This is a genomic window from Geobacter psychrophilus, assembly GCF_056821595.1.
The window spans coordinates 3,934,867-3,952,889 of the sequence record NZ_JBXDTU010000004.1; the positions used below are offsets into that span (position 1 = coordinate 3,934,867).

Genomic DNA, 18,023 nt, shown 5'->3' on the forward strand with positions numbered 1-18,023 from the left:
ATGGTGCTAGAATCAGCACTAACGCTTTCTGTATCAACAGATTACATAAACGCTGTTGCGAAGGGAATTTGAGATGATTTAGGATGATAAAAGCCGGATCGCTGACGTATCAAACTGGTTGATAGGTTGACGATCCGGCTGTCTCAGAGAGGATCCATACTAATTCGTTGCACTAGCGCCAGGATTAAAAGATGCGACCCAATCCGAAGCATTATCACGCAATAGTCTGAAATGTGGCAAAAATCAGTTATTTTCCTGCTGCCTTGACCATTAATTCACTGACCAGCCTGGTGAAGCGCAGGGGGTCCTTGATGGGGGTACCTTCGGTCAGGAGGGCCTGGTCGTAGAGCAGGTCCGCATAGTCCGACAGGGCCGGAGCACTTTTGTCCTGCTGATGGATGCCGGCCATGGCCTTCAAGATGGGGTGATCCGGGTTCAGTTCCAGCACCCGCTTGGATTCGGGCACGGCCTGGTTCATGGCCTTCATGATGCGCTCCATGTTGGCGTTCATGCCGTACTCTTCGGCCACCAGACAGCAGGCACTGTCGGTCAGGCGGTTGGAGAAGCGCACTTCCTTGACCTTGTCCTTGAGGCGGTCTGACATGAATGAGATCAGGTCCGAAAATTCCTTCTGGGCCTCTTCGCGTTTCTTGTCTTTTTCCTTTTTTTCTTCTTCGCTATCCAGGCTGATATCGCCCCGGTCAACCGCCTTGAGCGGTTTCGCGTCGTATTCGGTCAGTGCTTGAACCACCCATTCGTCAACCGGATCGGTCAGGAAGAGTACCTCGTACCCTTTGGCGCGGAATGCTTCAAGGTGGGGCGACTGCTCCAGGGTTTCACGACTGGTACCGGTGATATAGTAGATCTCCTTCTGCCCTTCCGGCATCCGGCCGCAATAATCCTTTAGCGAAACGAAAGCGCCTGCTTCTGTTGTTGTACTCTCAAAGAGAACCAGATCCTGGAGTTTTTCCTTATTGGCATAATCAAAATGGATGCCCTCCTTGATGACCTGGCCAAACTCTTTCCAGAACGCGACGTATTCATCAAAGGTCTTTTCCTTGACCTCCGCCAGAGTAGACAGGACCTTGCTGACAAGACCCTTCTGGATGCGCTTGATCTGCACGTCTTCCTGGAGGATTTCGCGGGAAACATTCAGCGGAAGATCGCTGGAGTCCACCACACCTTTGACAAAGCGCAGATAATCGGGGATCAGCTCTTCGCACTTGTCGGTGATAAAGACCCGCTTGACATACAGCTGCAGGCCTTTCTTGCGGTCAACCATGAACATGTCGAAGGGTTTTTTGGCCGGCAGATAGAGCAGGGCCTTGAATTCGCTGGTGCCCTCAGCCGAGAAGTGGATCGTGCGGAAGGGGGCTTCAAAATCATGGGACACATGCTTGTAGAATTCGTTGTATTCCTCTTCGGTGACCTCACTCTTGGGGCGGGCCCAGATGGCTTTCATCGAGTTGAGAATCTGCTCTTCAGTTGTTTCGAGCTCTCCAACCCCCTCGATCTGCTTGCCGTCCACATCCTTGGGCACTTCACTGCGGATGATGTCCATGGCAACCGGGTACTGGATATAGTCGGAGTATTTCTTGACGATGGAACGGATCTTCCATTCGTCCAGATATTCCTTGAACTCCTCTTTCAGGTGCAGGACGATCTCTGTGCCGCGCTGCTCGCGGCTGCATTCTTCAACCGTGTAGGTGCCGTCGCCGGCTGATTCCCAACGGCAGCCGGCTTCATTCGATCCACCCTTGCGGGTTTCCAGGGTAACCCGGTCGGCCACCATAAAGGAGGCATAGAAACCGACTCCGAATTGACCGATCAGTTCGGGATTGTTAGCATCAGCCTTGTCTTTCAGGGACTGCATAAAGGCTTTGGTGCCGGAGCGGGCGATGGTGCCGATGTTCTCCTCGACCTCGGCCTGGCTCATGCCGATGCCGTTGTCAAGAATGGTCAGGGTGCCGGCCTTCTTATCGGGAATGACTTTTATTTTCCAGTCGCTGTTGCCTTCCAGAAGGGATTCGTCGGAATGGGCTTCAAAACGGACCTTGTCAATGGCATCGGAAGCATTGGAGATCAGCTCCCGCAGGAAGATGTCACGGTTGGAGTACAGTGAGTGGATAACCAGGTCAAGGAGCTGCTGGACCTCGGTCTGGAACTGTTTCGTGGTTTTGGACATGCGGATAAAGCCTCCTTTAGTAAGTTAGAAATCATTTGCTGTGTTCTTCAACAGAAAAGGATTTCGTGTAACGCACTTATCCTGCGAAGCAGGGTTAGTAAGTTTGAAGTGATTTTCTGACAGAAAATAACTTCGTTAATGCACGTATCCTGTGTTTCAGGGCCAGAATAAGGGAATATGGAAGAACATAATAAGCGATCAGTGATTTTTCAAGGGGGAAGGGGCACGAAATTTCGTACCCCTGCTGGTAATCCTATTTTGCGAGTTTTTGGCGGATCGCCTCGACGACATGATAGGCGTCGTTGATGGCGGTATAGATCAGGTTTGGATGTTTTTCCTCTGCAATCGATCCTTCGTTGATCTTCATATAGGAAGGAGAAATGGCGCCACCAATGACGTACACATTTTTGCGGGTGGATTCAAACTCCGATGTCAGCAGCACCAGACGTTCTCCTTCCTTGGCGATCTTGCAGACCCCGGCCGTACAGGCGATGGACTGGATGCCGAGTTTGTCGAAGATCGGGACCGGGCCCTGAGAGCCGATGCAGGCGATGACATTCTGCATCGGAAAGCTCATGCCATGGTACACGTCTACGCCGTCGGCCTGCTGAAACACATTGACGCGGATAACCAGGCGGTCGACACCCTCCTCATCCACCTCGCCGATGCGGGGCATCGACCCGGGCAGGAGTCGGATGTTGCCACCCAGCAGGATCTCTTCGCCCAGTCGCTGGGCGGTCTCCTTGTTGACATCGAAGGTCTCGGCCATGTGGGCCCAGTAAACCGGCTGATGATCGTTGACTTCACGTTTGGCCTTGAGGATGTTGATGATCACATCGGCCGCAGTATTTCCGCCGCCGATCACCAGCGTCTTGATGCCGATATATTTCGAGGCGTCGTCGACATTCTTGGCCACCATCTTGGCATCACCATAGACGGACAGCTCGCGGGGGATATTGCTGCCAAAGGAGAGCACAACCTTTTTGCCCTTGAAATTGCCCTTGGAGGTAATGACCGTCACGCCGTCGCGTTCATCCTTGATGTCTTCAAAGGCCACCTCCGTCTGGACATTCAGATTTTCATGCTGGACAAAATGCTGGACGTATTGCAGGTAGCTTTCGACGGTCACCGGCTTGTCGGGGGGGCGCAATTCGTCGACCATGAACGGTTCGGGGGCATCTTTGGGCTTGGAGGCATATACCAGTTTACCTTCCGGATAGGTGTTGGCGATCCCCTGGAAAATGGCCTTGCCTGATTCCAGGACCAGGTAGGTCAGGCCATGCTTGTGACAGAGATAGGCGGTAGACAGGCCGGCCGGTCCGCCACCTATAATCAGTACATCGTAGAAAGTGTTCATTCGGTACCTCTCCGCATAACGTTATGAAATGATTGTTAATATATCATGGCGTCGGATAAAGATAAAGGGATTAGAGCCAGCTCCGGTACATGCTTTATACTGCTTTTGAATATATAGTTGTGTTGTTTCTTGCAGGTTGCGGTACAATAAATCATCACACGTTAAGGAGGGTAACATGGAAGATAGAGATAAAAAAGTTGCTGCCGCTGGATTACTGATTCTGGCTGGCGGTATTGTCGGGGCCGGATTGGCACTGCTCTTTGCCCCGCAATCAGGCCAGAGGACGCGTAAAGACCTGTTGAGGTATGCAAAAAAAACGAAACTTCGTGCCGGTGAAGCGGCAGATGACCTGTCTGCCAATATCTGCGATCTGGTAGATACCATTGGCGATAAGACCGATGATCTGCTGGAAAAAGGGAAGGGTGCTGCCGGTACCGCCCGCAAGGACCTGATTCGTCTGATAGAGGAAGGCGCATCCCGTCTGGAGCAGTTTCGTACCAAGCTGAGCAGAATGTAGTTACTCAGGTGTTACCGGTTTGGGAGCAGCCGCTGGCAAAGGTGTTGATGTGCCGGCCGGCTGCTCTTTTTCGTTCAACTCACCCGGTTTTGGTTCATCCGTTATTTTCGGCGACTTAGGGATGTCCGGGACAGGTACTGATGATTCGCCGTTTATTTTTATCCCCTTACCGGTCGGTTCCTTCTGTTTTGGTTCTTTCTGCTGAATATCTTTTGGCTTGTGGTCTTTCAGCTTTCCATCAGTCACTGTGGCTGAGCGGACAAGAGAAATATCCCCGTAATAGCCGACAGCAGATTCACCGGTATTGTCCGTATCTGTCATCAGAGCAACGGCTCCGATCTTGGGCGGCTCTTCTCCAAATAGCATCTTGTAATCTTCATACAAATTCCGCTGGTGAACAGTCCATCGTCCGACCTGCTCTTCTCCCGAGTCTGCAGCAACGGTAAAGATGTTTTTTGTAAACGGGCTGACAGTATGCTCTCCTTTGGGCAGCTTATTGGCCCAGACGTAGCAGATGGCACGATCTTTTAAAAAAATCCCGCGTGGGAAAAACACACAGATCCTGACGGGAAAATCATCGCCTTCCTTTGTCTTCTCGTCTCCCTTCTTGATGGTGTGGTCAATCTTCCAGGACCATTTCAGGGTTGAATAAACCTTTGGTTCAAGGTTCAGCTTATATATCTGCCCGGACGCTGATTTTTTGCTGTAGGCGACCAGTACCGTCCTGTCGTTGTCTTTCTTCAGATTGTAGCTGGTTTTGGATTTCATCAGGCCGATGGTCTGCTCTTTCCAGCCGGTCATGTCGCCGGTGCTGAATGTACCCAGATGAAGCACACTTTCGGAAGCGTCAACTCGACTGGTAAGAAACATGCAAAGCATAACAAGCAGGGATAATTTCATGTGAATATTCAACCTCAGGAAATAGTTGCGGTCATGTCGTCCTGTGCGGGAATCAACTGACTGAAGTAATTGATGGATGCAAACCGCTGTGATGTCTGCGGGGCGACTGTAGAACTGTAGCGGCCGACATAGATCAGGTATCTGATCTTGAAAAGTGAGGCCGTAGCAAGGTTTTTTTCACTGTCTTCCCCCAGCATGGTCCTGTCCGGATCATAGGGAATAAAGCTCTGGAGCGACTTCCAAAAACGTTGGTCTTCTTTGGGCAGGCCCACCTGGTGGGCCGAAATAATGCCGTCAAAATAAGGCCCTATCGTTGTTTTCTTCATCTTCAGGTCCAGGGTTTTCGAGTGGGCGTTGGTGACCAGCCACACACTCTTGCGGTGATGTTTCAAGAACAACAGGAATTCGACAACATAGGGATGAACAGCGATCAGGTGCTCAACCTCCTTCTTTAGCAGCGGGATATCAAGTTTCAGGCGATCAGACCAGTAGTCCAGATCGGTCCAGTTGAGTGTGTTCTCCTGGGATCTGAACATGGCATACAGGTGCGCGCGGGCAAAATCCAGGTCAACATGGTTGTGAGCGGCCCAGCGCTTTGGAACATGTTCCAGCCAGAAATGGTCGTCAAAGTGCCGGTCGAGCAGGGTGCCGTCCATGTCCAGCAATACGGTGTCTATATCGTTCCAGTGTATTTTCATAGTGTTGATTAGAGTGCAGTAGCAGTTGACTTGTCAATATGAAAAAACGCAAGCCGGTATTGGGATGGCCGCGTTTGTTGACTTGATGCGGGGTTTCAGCGTATAGTTGCCGATCGTATGAATCAGAAATTTCTTTACATGGAAACCTACGGCTGCCAGATGAATGTGAATGATTCCGAACGGATCGTCTCCATGATGGCAGAAAACGGGTATATACACACCTCGAAGATTTCAGAGGCAGATATGCTTCTGCTGAACACCTGCACTGTGCGGGGGGGGGCCGAGGAGAAGGTCTATAACCGTCTTGAGAATCTGCGTGTCCTGAAAAAACACAAAAACGGGCTCATTATCGGCATCGGCGGCTGTGTCGCCCAGCATGAAGGTGATGCACTGCTGGATAAATTTCCCTGGGTGGACCTGGTATTCGGAACGCATAATCTTCACCTGCTGCCTGAGATGGTTGTGGCCGCAGAAAACGGTCAGCGCAGAAGCGAAACCTCCTTCATCGATAATGATCAGCGACTGGACCTGTTTCCTCCGGGGCATGACAGCCATCGTTTCAGCAGGTTTGTCACGATCATGCAGGGCTGCGATAACTATTGTTCCTACTGCATTGTGCCGTTCGTACGCGGGCGGGAGATCAGCCGCCGCTCCTCTGAGGTCCTTCATGAGATCCGGCACCTGGCGGACAGCGGTGTGAAAGAGGTCGTTCTTCTGGGGCAGAATGTGAATTCCTATGGTCTGAACACACCGGATCAGCCATCTTTTGCCCAGCTTATCCGGATGATTGCAGACATTGACGGCATCAAACGTATCCGCTTCACGACGTCCCATCCCAAGGATATGTCTGATGAACTGATCGAATGTTTTGCCGAAATACCGAAGCTGTGCGGTCAGATTCAGCTGCCGGCACAGGCAGGCAGCAATGCGGTGCTGGCACGTATGAACCGTGGTTATACCCGTGAAGCCTACCTTGACAGGATCAAGGCCCTCAAGTCGGCCCGTCCCGGCATCATTGTAACCGGAGATATGATCGTCGGATTCCCCGGTGAGACTGATGAGGATTTCGAACAGACACTGGGATTGATACAAGAGGTGCGTTATGCCGACCTGTATTCGTTTGTATATTCGCCGCGGCCGGGGACAAAGGCCGCTGAATTGAAGGATGACATCAGCAAAGAGCAGAAGCTCGAACGTCTGGAACGGCTGTTGACGCTGCAGAGGCGTCTCACTCTTGAGATCAACAGATCCTTTGTCGGCACACTGCAATCCGTGCTGGTGGAAGGGATGGGAAAACGTCCCGGACAGGTTTCCGGCCGGGCCGATAGCGGCAAAACCGTTAATTTTATCGGCGATCCCGGTCTTGTCGGCACTTTTGCAGATGTCAGGATCAGTGCGGCGTATCAGAATTCACTGGTAGGCGAGCTGCAGTACTAAATATTTTTGAGAGGTTTCATGTCCACCGCACCTGTACCACAATCCAGTAACTTTCTTCGCACCATCATCGATGATGACCTGGCAAACGGCCGGCACCAGGCAATCGTTACCCGGTTCCCTCCGGAGCCGAATGGCTATCTGCATATCGGCCATGCCAAGTCCATTTGTCTCAATTTCGGGTTGGCGCAGCAGTTTGGCGGATGTTGCCACCTCCGTTTCGATGATACCAATCCTGCCAAGGAAGAGCTCGAATACATCGAATCGATCAAGGAAAGTGTTCGCTGGCTCGGTTTTGACTGGGGTACGCATCTGTATTATGCCTCTGATTATTTTGAACAGCTCTATCAGTGGGCTGAATACCTGATCCAGCAGGGCAAGGCCTATGTCGAGGATCTCACGGCTGATGAAATCCGCAGCTATCGCGGTACCCTGACCGAACCGGGCAAGGAGAGCCCCTACCGGAACCGTTCCGTTGAAGAGAATCTCGACCTGTTCCGTTGTATGAAACGGGGTGATTTCCCCGACGGCACCAAGGTCCTGCGGGCCAGGATTGACATGGCCTCGGCCAATATGAACCTGCGGGACCCGGTCATGTATCGCATCATCCACGCCCCCCATCCCCATGTCGGCGATGCCTGGCGCATCTATCCGATGTATGACTTTGCCCATGGCCAGTCGGATGCGATTGAAGGGATCACCCACTCGATCTGCACCCTGGAGTTTGAGGACCATAAACCGCTGTATGAATGGTTTCTGGCCAATCTTCCGGTGCCGAGCCAGCCGCGGCAATACGAATTTTCTCGACTGAACCTGACCTACACGGTCATGAGCAAACGCAAACTGCATGAACTTGTGCACCAGAAGATTGTTGACGGCTGGGATGACCCGCGTCTGCCGACCCTGATGGGTATCCGTCGTCGCGGATATACGCCCGGGGCGGTGCGGACCTTCTGTGAGCGGATCGGCGTCGGCCGCAGCGATTCATGGATCGATATGTCTATCCTGGAGGAGTGTGTCCGCGAAGACCTGAATGAGATCGCACCGCGGGTTCTGGCTGTTCTGAGGCCGCTCAAGGTGGTCATAAACAATTATCCCGCGGATCAGTTCGATGAATTCGATGCTGCCAATCACCCCCAGAAACCTGAGATGGGCTGCCGTACGATACGCTTTTCCCGTGAAATCTTCATCGAGCAGGATGATTTTGCAGAAGCACCGCCCAAGGGATTTTTCCGCATGACCCCCGGCAGTGAGGTGCGTCTGCGTTACGCCTATATCGTGCGCTGCACCGGAGTTGTCAAGGATGATGACGGGAACATTGTCGAGGTGCATTGCGAGTATGACCCGGCTTCACGGGGCGGATCGGCGGCTGATGGCCGCAAGATCAAGGGCACAATCCACTGGGTTTCGTCACGCGATTCAATCGATGCCGAGGTACGGCTCTTTGACCGCTTGTTTACCGATCCGAATCCAGACCGGGGAGGGGTTGATTACAAGCAGTTCCTTAACCCCGATTCAGTCGAAACCCTGACTGCATGCAAGCTGGAGGCGAGCCTGGCTGCAGCAGATAGTGAGACCGCAGTCCAGTTTGAGCGTCTTGGATATTTCCGCCCCGATCCGAAGGATTCGGCTCCCGGCAGGCTCGTCTTCAATCGGATCGTCACGCTCAAGGATGCCTGGTCCAAAAAGTAATACATGAAAGTTATGAGACCAACTATATGATTAAAAAAGAGTTTAAGTCAGGATTTGTTTCTATTATCGGACGGCCCAATGTGGGCAAGTCGACGCTGCTCAATGCCATTATCGGCGAGAAGATCGTCATTACTTCGGACAAGCCGCAGACCACGCGCAACCGTATTCAGGGTATCCACAATATCCCCGACGGCCAGATTATCTTTATCGATACCCCCGGGATTCATTCCGCTCACTCACGTTTGAACAAAGGCATGGTGGATGTCGCCATGGCGGCCATCAGCGGAGTCGATCTGCTGCTGCTGGTGGTAGAGGCGACCACAACGGTTGACGCCGGGATCATCGATGTGCTCAAAGGCGTCTCGACACCGGTTATTCTGGTGCTGAACAAAGTCGATCTGCTTCCGGACAAGCGCATCCTGTTTGAAAGGATCTCCGCCTGGGCCGCCCTGCATCCCTTCCGGGAGGTGATGCCGATCTCGGCTGGTGGCGGTGACGGGGTAGATCTGCTTGTTGATACCATCAGCAGATATCTTCCCGAAGGTCCGCAACTGTTTCCGGACGATATCCTGACGGATATGCCGGAGAAATTTATCGTCGCGGAGATGATCCGTGAAAAGATCTTCCGCTTGACCCGCGACGAAGTACCCTATTCCACGGCAGTGGAGATCGAGTCCTTTACCGAGCGTGAAAATGGTGTCATTGCAATACAGGCGGCAATCGTTATGGAGCGGACAACCCAGAAAGGGATTGTCATCGGTAAAAAGGGTGAGATGTTGAAGCGTATCGGTTCCCAGTCGCGGTTCGATATCGAGCGTCTGCTCGGGACGCGTGTGTTTCTGGAGCTGTTTGTCAAGGTAGAAGAAAACTGGAGTGAGCGTCCTTCAAAGCTCAGAGAGTATGGATACGAATGAAACCACTTGTAGCTATTGTCGGACGTCCCAATGTAGGTAAATCAACGCTGTTCAATCGCCTGATCGGTCATCGCAAGGCTATGGTTGACGATACACCCGGCGTTACGCGTGATCGGAATTACGCAAATATCAACCGTTACGACAAACCCTTTATCCTGATCGATACCGGCGGTTTTGAGCCGGTTACCGCCGACCGCATGCTGCAGCAGATGCGTGAACAGTCGAGTCTGGCCATGGAAGAGGCGGACGTCATCCTGTTCATGATGGATGCCCGCAGCGGTCTGACCCCGGCAGATATCGAGGTGGCACAGATGCTGCGGCGGGTCAAGAAACCGGTGTTTTTTGTCATCAACAAGGTCGACGGCGAAAAGCTGGAAAATGATTCAGCGGAGTTTTACTCCCTGGGAGTCGATAAACTCTATACCATCTCGGCAGAGCATAACCGCGGCGTTGTAGATCTTATTGAAAACCTCATGGATGTATTCCCGGATGCCGATCCCCATGATGCAGATGATGAACTGACCAGAATCGCAGTCGTAGGCCGGCCCAATGTGGGCAAGTCTTCTCTGGTCAATCGTTTGCTGGGATTTGAGCGGGTGGTTGCCAACCCGACCCCCGGGACAACCCGTGATTCGGTTGACACGCTCTTCATGTGCAATAAAAAGCCCTATCTGCTGATCGATACCGCCGGGATCCGCCGCAAGGGCAAGACTACCGAAAAACTCGAAAAATACAGCGTGGTGGATTCTCTGCGCAGCATCGAACGGGCTGATGTGGTTCTGATGGTGATTGACGCGGAAGAGGGCGTGACCGAGCAGGATGAGCGCATTGCCGGATACATCCACGAGGCTGGCCGCGGCTGTATTTTTGTTGTTAATAAATGGGATGTTCTGCCCAAGGATAATGCCACCTTTGGTGCCTACACAGAAAAGATCCGCTACGGCTTCAAGTACCTGGCCTATGCCCCGATTGTCTTTGTATCGGCACTGTCCGGCCAGCGCATCGGCAAGATCATGACTGCCGTTGATGAGGTCATGGAACAGTTTATCCGCCGGGTGTCGACCGCTGATCTCAACCGCGTCTTTTCCGAGGCCATTGAGGCCCACCACGCACCGCTTTCCCATGGTCGCCGGGTCAAATTCTATTTTTCAACCCAGGTTGCCATCCGTCCGCCCTCTTTTGTCATATTCACCAATCAGCCGGATAATATCCATTTTTCCTATGAACGCTATATTATTAACCGGTTCCGCGAGGCATTCGGTTTTAACGGTGTACCACTGCGGCTTATGTTCAGGGGACGGGATAAAAAATCAGCCATGGGTGACCCCCGTTCAAGCCATTAACGTTGAAAGGTAAAGGCTTTACTTTGATGCGGTCTATGGTTTACTATCTGTGCGTTTACTCGCCTTTCACGTATCTTCGCATCATGGAGTATGTGCTTTAATTACATTATGTTATGCAGGTTGCAGTCTAAAATTATAAATTTGATTTCATTCACGGATACTATTGCATGAGTCTTGTCGGAAACCTTGAAGATCTCGGGCTGGCTGAAATCCTGCAGATCGTCAGCCTTAGCAGGAAGACCGGAATTCTCTCTCTGTCCAGCAGAGACCGGGAAGGTTCGGTCATATTCCGTCAGGGTCAGGTTGTCAGGGCCACCTCGTCATCCTTTCAGCAGAGTCTGGGAGAGGTGCTGATCCAGAAGGGCGTCATCGACCTCGCCATCCTTAGAAAAGCACTTGCGCTTCAGCAGGAAGAGGGCTTCCAGGAACGGCTGGGGGTTATCCTCATTAAAAACTTCGGGATTTCGTATGAGATTGTCGAAGAGGTGGTTCGGGAACAGATAGAAAACGTTGTCTTTACGCTATTTGCATGGACCGAGGGGTCTTTCGAATTCGCAACCGCGGAGCATATCGAAACGGTAGATGGAACCAGGTTGGATCCCCTGCAATTCATGCTCGACCAAGGCCTCAATCCCCAATTCCTGGCTATGGAAGGTACCCGGCTGCTTGACGAGCATAATCATGCGGCTGAATCGGGGACCACTGCCCAGGGAAATGATGGCGGGGGTGCGGTTGATTTTGATTTTAATCTCGTGGCTGAACCAGCCAGACGAGCATCTGTATCCCGTATGCCGGCCCCCAAGATGCCGCTGATCATCGTTGACGATGATGGGCCGACATTGCAGGCCATTGCTGAGGGCATGCGGCAGCAGGGTTATGATGTACACGCCTTGACTCGCAGCGAAGATACGCTGATCAAGGTCGATGCCCTGTGTCGCGGCGGTGAGCATCCTACGGTTCTGGTTGATCTGATCATGCCTAAAATGGATGGTTCCGGCGTTTTGGGCGGCGTTGAATTGCTGGAGCTTCTCAAGGTGAATTTCAAGGATATCCCGATCATCGTTATGACTGATTACCGTCATGCCGATGCCGAAACCAGGGTACGGGATATGGGCTACGCCTTTATGATGAAGCCCCGGCGGGTTGAAATCAATGATGCTGCGATCCTTGAAAGTTTTCTAGGGCTTTTGCTGGATGAAGTGCGCCGCTCCGAAGCCGGCGAAGAGGTGCCGGAGTGGCAGGAGCGTTTCAACCTTGGTGATGAAATGCGCATCGAGATGGGAGACGACGATGACCTTCCGATTTCAGGTGAACAGGAAACCAATAACGGCTTGTCGCTCCTGAGAGGTATGCTGGAGGAACTCAATAATCCGGAACTTCAGGGAGGAGTTCTGCTGCTGGTCCTGCGATTTGCATCCGAGTTTCTGAACCGGGCCATTGTATTCACCGTTCACGATAAGGTGGTTTCCGGGGCTGGACAGTTTGGAATCGCGGGCGGCTCGATCAGCGGAGACGAAAAGGTGCGTACCATACACTTCCCGCTGGAAGCGGATTCGATGTTTCATGATCCGGCCAGGACATTCCGGGCAGTTAATTTTACGCCCCGTCCTACACCGCTTGATCTGCATATTTTTGAGCAGCTTGGCGGCGGCATACCGGAAGAGGCCTATATCGGCCCCCTTGTAAGCCACTCACGCGTGATCGGTTTTCTGTATGGAGACAATCTTCCCGAAAAACGGGCGATCGGGGATACGGAGACGCTTTCAATTTTTCTTTCTCAGGCAGGGATTGCCATGCAACAATGCATTCTTGAAAGACAGCTTCACGAAAGGGACTACACGTGAGTTCAAAAAAGACCATTCTGATCGCTGACGATTCCCCGACCATGCGTGCCATGCTGGTTTCGACCATCGAGTCACTGGGGGACTATCGAATCGTTGAAGCTTCCAGTGGATTTGAAGCCCTGCGCCTGCTTCCGCGTGAAAAGGTGGATCTGATTCTTACCGACATCAACATGCCTGACATCAACGGACTGGAGCTGATCAGCTACCTTCGCAACAATTCTAATTATCTCACGATTCCGGTTATAATCATCTCTACGGAGGGGAGTCAGAAAGATATCGACAAAGGCAAACTCCTCGGTGCCAATGAATACCTGATCAAGCCGATTGATCATGCCAAGCTTCAAGCATTACTCGTTTCGTATCTGAGTATCAGTCCCTGACGATCTAGCGTGGATAACCAATGAGCGAACACAACGCATCATCACATAAAGCGGTCAAGGAATTTCTGGCGGAGGCTGAGGAGATTATTGACCAACTCGGTACAGAGCTGGCTGATCTTGCAGATATGGCTGACAGTGGTGATCTGAGTCCCGATCTGCTGAATTCCATTTTCAGGGCGGCCCATTCCCTGAAGGGTTTGGCTGGTATGTTCGGTTTTGCCGATATTTCCGAGCTGTCCCATAATATGGAAAACCTGCTGGACAGCTTGCGACTCGGCAAGATTCAACTCGATCAGGGTCTGATGTCGGTGATATTCGGATCACATGAGTTGTTGACCTCACTGGTGCGATCGGTCGAAGAGGGCGGATCAGCGGCACAGACCGATGAGATTGCTGCCTGCGTGGCACGGATTAATGCCTGTCTGGCGCCGCCGCCCGAAAAACATCCGTCGATATCACCCCTGCAACGACTGGGACTGCCTGACAGGGTGCTGGGTGCCCTGACGGAGTATGAAGAACATCGTCTGATGGATAATCTGACGAAAGGCAAATCAATCTTCAATGTGCACACCTCATTTGAGCTGACCACATTCGACCACGAACTGGCTGAAGTTTCGGATGTCCTGAAAAAATGCGGTGAGGTGATCAGCACACTGCCCAGCATGTCCGACAACATGGATACGCATATCGACTTTGATATACTTTTTGGTTCCTCCCGTGGGCTGGATGAATTAGCAGCTTTGTTCGAACGGGATGCCATCGCCGTAACATTTTTGGGGAGTGCCGCCGCAACTGTCGAAAGCCGCCCGGAGATCCCGTCTTCCGCCGGCAGTGTCCTCCCGGACGTTCGAACAGGAGATGCTTCGCTCGACGTGCCAACGTCGACAGTCGAGGCACCGGCACCGGCAGCATTGTCGGTAACGGGCGATGATGCTGCTCTTTCAGCCAAGAGTATGAGCCGAACGGTTCGTGTCGATATCGGCAAACTTGATGAACTGATGAATATTGTCGGTGAGCTTGTGCTGGCTCAGTCAACCATCTCCGGTGTGGCAATCCGCATGCGTAATGAAGGGTTCTCGCGCATGGCAATCGATCTGGGCAAGGCTGCCAAAGGTCTTGAGCGGAAGCTGACCGACCTGCAGAAGGGGGTTATGGAAATCCGCATGATTCCGGTTGGCCAGCTGTACGAAAAGATGTCACGTATCGTCCGGAAGATTTCTCGCGAACAGGGCAAAAAGGTTGAACTCAAGTTTTTCGGTGCCGATACGGAGCTCGACAAACTCATCGTTGAGGATATCTCCGACCCGATGATGCACATCATCCGCAATGCCATTGATCATGGTATCGAAGCACCTGAAAAACGCGTTTCACTCGGTAAGGATGAAAAGGGCACGATCCGCATCTCATCGTATCAAAAAGGCAATCATGTCGTTATAGAGGTTGAGGATGACGGTAATGGCATTGACCTGGATAAAGTCAGGGCAAAGGCTCTGCAGAAAGGTTTGATTTCAGATGTTGCTTCGATTGGCGACCGCGAGGCAATCGACCTGATTTTCCTGCCCGGGTTTTCTACCACCGACAAGGTCAGCGAGGTCTCGGGCCGCGGGGTCGGCATGGATGTGGTCAGAAACAATATTGCTGCCGTTTCCGGCATGGTCGATATTGAAACCCGAAAAGGTGAAGGATCGCGCTTCATAATTACCCTTCCGATTACACTGGCGATTATCAAGGCCTTGATCATCAGTTGTGCCGGCAGGACCTACGCACTCCCGATTACCTCGGTCATGGAATCCCTGCTCCAAACCGATGCGGATATCAAGACCATCGAGCGTAAGGAAGTCATTCAGCTGCGGGAAAATACACTGCCATTGCTCAGGCTCGAGAGTTTCTTTGCCACTCCCCGAACGACCGAACGCCCCCGTGAATTCTACGTTGTCGTGGTCGGCGTTGCGGAAAAGCGTCTAGGAGTGGTCGTGGATGATCTATTGGGGCAGCAGGATATTGTTATCAAATCGCTGGGAGAGTCATTCAAGCGTTTCCGGGGCATTTCCGGGGCGGCCGATCTTGGTGACCAGCGTACGATCCTGGTGCTGGATGTCGGCGGTATGATCAATGAAACCATGCGGACCGGAAGCTGACGGGTATGTATAAAAAATACTTTGGTCTCAGGGAAAAACCATTCAGCAAGACCCCGGACCCCCGTTTTCTCTTTATGAGCCGGGGGCATGTGGAAGCGCTTGCCCGGCTGGAGTTTGTCATCGAAGAGCGCGAGATCGCCGTATTGACCGGTGAAATCGGCTGCGGCAAGACAACCGTTTCACGGGCGCTCATGGACAGGCTTGGGGACAGGTATCGCTTCTGTTACATTGTCAATCCCCGTTTGAACCCGATTGAATTTTTACGCACAACGGCACGGCTGCTTGATGTTGAAACTCCGGCGACATCAAAGGATGGATTGCTGGATCAGATCAATGCGGCGGTCTATCAGAGCTGCCAGCAGGGGATCTGTCCGGTCCTGGTGATCGACGAAGGGCAGGTTGTCGACGATGGCGAGGTGTTTGACGAAATTCGGCTGTTGACCAATTTCCAGCTGGATGATCAAAACCTTCTGGCGATTCTTATTCTTGGTCAGCCTGAATTACGCGCCATGTTGTCCTCTCCCCGGTTTGAGCCGCTGCGTCAGAGGATAGCGCTGCAGTACCACCTGCAGCCGCTTTCGCTGGAAGAAACGATGGAGTATCTGGACTTCAGGCTGGAAACGGCCGGAGGTGCAACAGGTCTCTTTACCCCTGATGCCGTCCTGCGGATCTTTGAACTTACCGGCGGGGTGCCCCGGAAGATAAACTCTATGGCTACAAATGCCCTGCTGGTCGCCTATGGATGCGACAGCGCGTTGATCGATTCTACGATTATCAACGAGATCAAAGACGAATTGATGATGTAGGTGGAGACACATGGATCTCGCGAAAATTAGACAAAAAGCCCGGCAGGAGCAGGAACATCGTATACTGGAAGAGCATTCGCCCTTAGCGACGGAACGAGCTGAATCGTACCCACTCCTCGAAAACGATTCACAGATTTCGCGTTCTGACGAGCCGGTTACGATACCGGACAGTGCTGCACAGATATCCAGTTCTACGCCCCCTTCGGTTCATCAGCCCGATGGTGCTGGTCATGCCGCGTCACCGGTCTTTCGCTCTCATCTGCGCAATCCGCTTGATGTAATCCTGGCCGGCAGGGAGGCAGCAGGTTGTGACGAAAATCTGCCGCTGGTGTCGGGAGAACAATCCGTTCCCATTGTAAATGACTACCAGGAATATCTTTGTTTCAGGGTTGCCGACGAGATCTATGGCATAAATATCATGGACATCAAGGAGATCATCAAGCCACGGGAGGTCACAGAAGTTCCCCGCGCGCCTTCCTTTGTCTCCGGGATTATCTCGTTGCGAGGTGTAATTATACCGATTATCGATATGCTTGACCGACTCGGTCTCCAGCGTGAGTCTGTCACCGGTCGTGAACGGGTGATCGTCGTCAGGCACGGTGAGGCCTTCAGCGGTCTGCTGGTTGATGAAATAATACAGGTTGTTACTATTGCAAACGATTGCCTGGAAGCGGCTCCGGCGGTTCTGGAAGGGATTGACCGAGACTTTGTCAACGGAATCGGTCGGGCTGATGGCCGGATGATTATTCTGCTCAATCTTGAGAATGTTGCCGACATACATCTGTATTGAACGGAGCTGGAATGCAAAAGAAACGGATTCTGATCATTGAAGATGAAGAAAGCCTCCTTAAGCTCGAAACCATCCTGTTGACGGTCAAAGGCTACGAGGTGACCGGGGCGCTTACCGGTAACGAAGCCCTGAAAACACTCTCTGACGGCACATTCGATCTGATACTTCTTGACATCATGTTGCCCGATATCGACGGCTTTGAAATCTGCTGCCGGATAAAGAAGGATCCTCGCACCGCCACTATTCCGGTAGTTATATTGACAGCCAAAAAAAGCCATGATGACCGGGAGCGGGGCAGGGTCTGCGGAGCAAGTGCGTATCTGACTAAACCGTTCAAGTCTGCCATGATCATCGAGGTAATCGATAAATTACTTCGCGGCAGTTCTGCGATGGAAGCGTAGCCTATGGAAAATGATACCCAGGATATTCAGCTGGCATGTTTTAATTTGGGTGACAACCTTTTTGCTGTTGATATCATGAGAATAAAGGAAATCATTCTGCCTCAAAAATTATCCAGCCTTCCCAGAGCATCAAGCATCCTTGAAGGTGTCATCAATCTGCGCGGAGCTGTCATCCCGGTCATGGACATGCGCAAGCGTTTTGGTATGCCGGGTGTGTCTGAAGGCAAAACAGGAAAACTTCTGATCGTGTCCCTTGCCCGACAGATCCTCGCCCTGGCGGTCGATAATGTGATGGAAGTCATTACGGTGCCGGCCAAAGACATCAAACCGCCGCTGGATACCGCAGAAGGCATAGGGATGGAACATCTGCTCGGGGTCTGTCTGTCCGACAATCGTGTCTTTATGATACTTGATATCGATTCCCTGCTCGGCCCGTCCGAGTATCGGGAGTTTGCCCCTGTACAATAATATGCAGGTCATTGATTCAGCCGATTCTATTTAGCACAGTAATAATCGTTTTTTTTGAAATGATTGTATGGACGTACGTATCCCGGTTTTACCGGACTGGCAGAAAATGATTCCGTTAGCAAACGTATCCTGTGTATCAGGATGTAGGGAGTGGTC

General features: G+C 52.1%; 16 protein-coding genes. 12 read left to right on the forward strand and 4 right to left on the reverse strand.

Annotated elements, in window-relative coordinates:
- Window positions 1-247: 247 nt before the first annotated feature.
- Both htpG and ACOCF6_RS20900 read right to left on the reverse strand, forming a co-directional pair.
- Window positions 248-2,185, reverse strand: coding sequence for a molecular chaperone HtpG (htpG, locus tag ACOCF6_RS20895; RefSeq protein WP_482462253.1), 1,938 nt, complete (start codon window positions 2,183-2,185; stop codon window positions 248-250).
- Between the two features lie 253 nt (window positions 2,186-2,438).
- Entirely contained in the window at window positions 2,439-3,542 is a 1,104-nt protein-coding gene (locus tag ACOCF6_RS20900) for an NAD(P)-binding domain-containing protein (protein ID WP_482462254.1), read from the reverse strand.
- 175 nt (window positions 3,543-3,717) lie between these two features.
- Here ACOCF6_RS20900 and ACOCF6_RS20905 point away from each other — a divergent pair, with 175 nt between their 5' ends.
- Entirely contained in the window at window positions 3,718-4,059 is a 342-nt protein-coding gene (locus tag ACOCF6_RS20905) for a YtxH domain-containing protein (RefSeq protein WP_482462255.1), read from the forward strand.
- Here ACOCF6_RS20905 and ACOCF6_RS20910 read toward each other — a convergent pair whose 3' ends face one another.
- Together ACOCF6_RS20910 and yrfG are read right to left on the reverse strand one after the other, a co-directional pair.
- Window positions 4,060-4,959, reverse strand: a complete 900-nt coding sequence (locus ACOCF6_RS20910; protein ID WP_482462256.1) for a DUF3047 domain-containing protein — start codon at window positions 4,957-4,959, stop codon at window positions 4,060-4,062.
- Between the two features lie 14 nt (window positions 4,960-4,973).
- Window positions 4,974-5,657, reverse strand: coding sequence for a GMP/IMP nucleotidase (yrfG, locus tag ACOCF6_RS20915; protein ID WP_482462257.1), 684 nt, complete (start codon window positions 5,655-5,657; stop codon window positions 4,974-4,976).
- A gap of 117 nt (window positions 5,658-5,774) precedes the next feature.
- Here yrfG and miaB point away from each other — a divergent pair, with 117 nt between their 5' ends.
- The 11 genes from miaB (at window position 5,775) to ACOCF6_RS20970 (ending at window position 17,867) form a co-directional block, all read left to right on the forward strand.
- Window positions 5,775-7,094: a tRNA (N6-isopentenyl adenosine(37)-C2)-methylthiotransferase MiaB gene (gene miaB, locus ACOCF6_RS20920; protein WP_482462258.1), complete on the forward strand. Its 1,320-nt coding sequence runs from the start codon at window positions 5,775-5,777 to the stop codon at window positions 7,092-7,094.
- Window positions 7,095-7,112: 18 nt separating this feature from the next.
- On the forward strand, window positions 7,113-8,783 hold the full coding sequence (locus ACOCF6_RS20925; protein WP_482462259.1) for a glutamine--tRNA ligase/YqeY domain fusion protein: 1,671 nt from the start codon (window positions 7,113-7,115) through the stop codon (window positions 8,781-8,783).
- Window positions 8,784-8,809: 26 nt separating this feature from the next.
- Window positions 8,810-9,697 carry a GTPase Era gene (gene era / locus ACOCF6_RS20930; protein ID WP_482462260.1) on the forward strand — a complete coding sequence of 296 codons (888 nt, stop codon included), beginning with the start codon at window positions 8,810-8,812 and terminating at the stop codon, window positions 9,695-9,697.
- Entirely contained in the window at window positions 9,694-11,040 is a 1,347-nt protein-coding gene (gene der, locus ACOCF6_RS20935) for a ribosome biogenesis GTPase Der (protein WP_482462261.1), read from the forward strand. The genes era and der overlap by 4 nt, the downstream gene beginning before the upstream one ends.
- Window positions 11,041-11,207: 167 nt before the next feature.
- Window positions 11,208-12,884 (forward strand): response regulator, encoded by a 1,677-nt coding sequence (locus ACOCF6_RS20940; RefSeq protein WP_482462262.1) that lies wholly within the window; start codon window positions 11,208-11,210, stop codon window positions 12,882-12,884.
- Window positions 12,881-13,264 (forward strand): response regulator, encoded by a 384-nt coding sequence (locus tag ACOCF6_RS20945; protein ID WP_482462263.1) that lies wholly within the window; start codon window positions 12,881-12,883, stop codon window positions 13,262-13,264. Before ACOCF6_RS20940 ends, ACOCF6_RS20945 begins: the two co-directional genes overlap by 4 nt.
- 20 nt (window positions 13,265-13,284) lie before the next feature.
- Window positions 13,285-15,402 (forward strand): chemotaxis protein CheA, encoded by a 2,118-nt coding sequence (locus ACOCF6_RS20950; RefSeq protein ID WP_482462264.1) that lies wholly within the window; start codon window positions 13,285-13,287, stop codon window positions 15,400-15,402.
- A gap of 5 nt (window positions 15,403-15,407) precedes the next feature.
- Window positions 15,408-16,208: an ExeA family protein gene (locus ACOCF6_RS20955; RefSeq protein ID WP_482462265.1), complete on the forward strand. Its 801-nt coding sequence runs from the start codon at window positions 15,408-15,410 to the stop codon at window positions 16,206-16,208.
- Window positions 16,209-16,218: 10 nt separating this feature from the next.
- Complete coding sequence (locus ACOCF6_RS20960; protein ID WP_482462266.1) at window positions 16,219-16,998, forward strand: chemotaxis protein CheW; 780 nt, start codon at window positions 16,219-16,221, stop codon at window positions 16,996-16,998.
- 11 nt (window positions 16,999-17,009) lie between these two features.
- On the forward strand, window positions 17,010-17,399 hold the full coding sequence (locus tag ACOCF6_RS20965; RefSeq protein ID WP_482462267.1) for a response regulator transcription factor: 390 nt from the start codon (window positions 17,010-17,012) through the stop codon (window positions 17,397-17,399).
- 3 nt (window positions 17,400-17,402) lie between these two features.
- A complete protein-coding gene (locus ACOCF6_RS20970) occupies window positions 17,403-17,867 on the forward strand; it encodes a chemotaxis protein CheW (protein ID WP_482462268.1) in 465 nt (154 codons plus the stop codon).
- The last annotated feature ends 156 nt before the right edge of the window (window positions 17,868-18,023 follow it).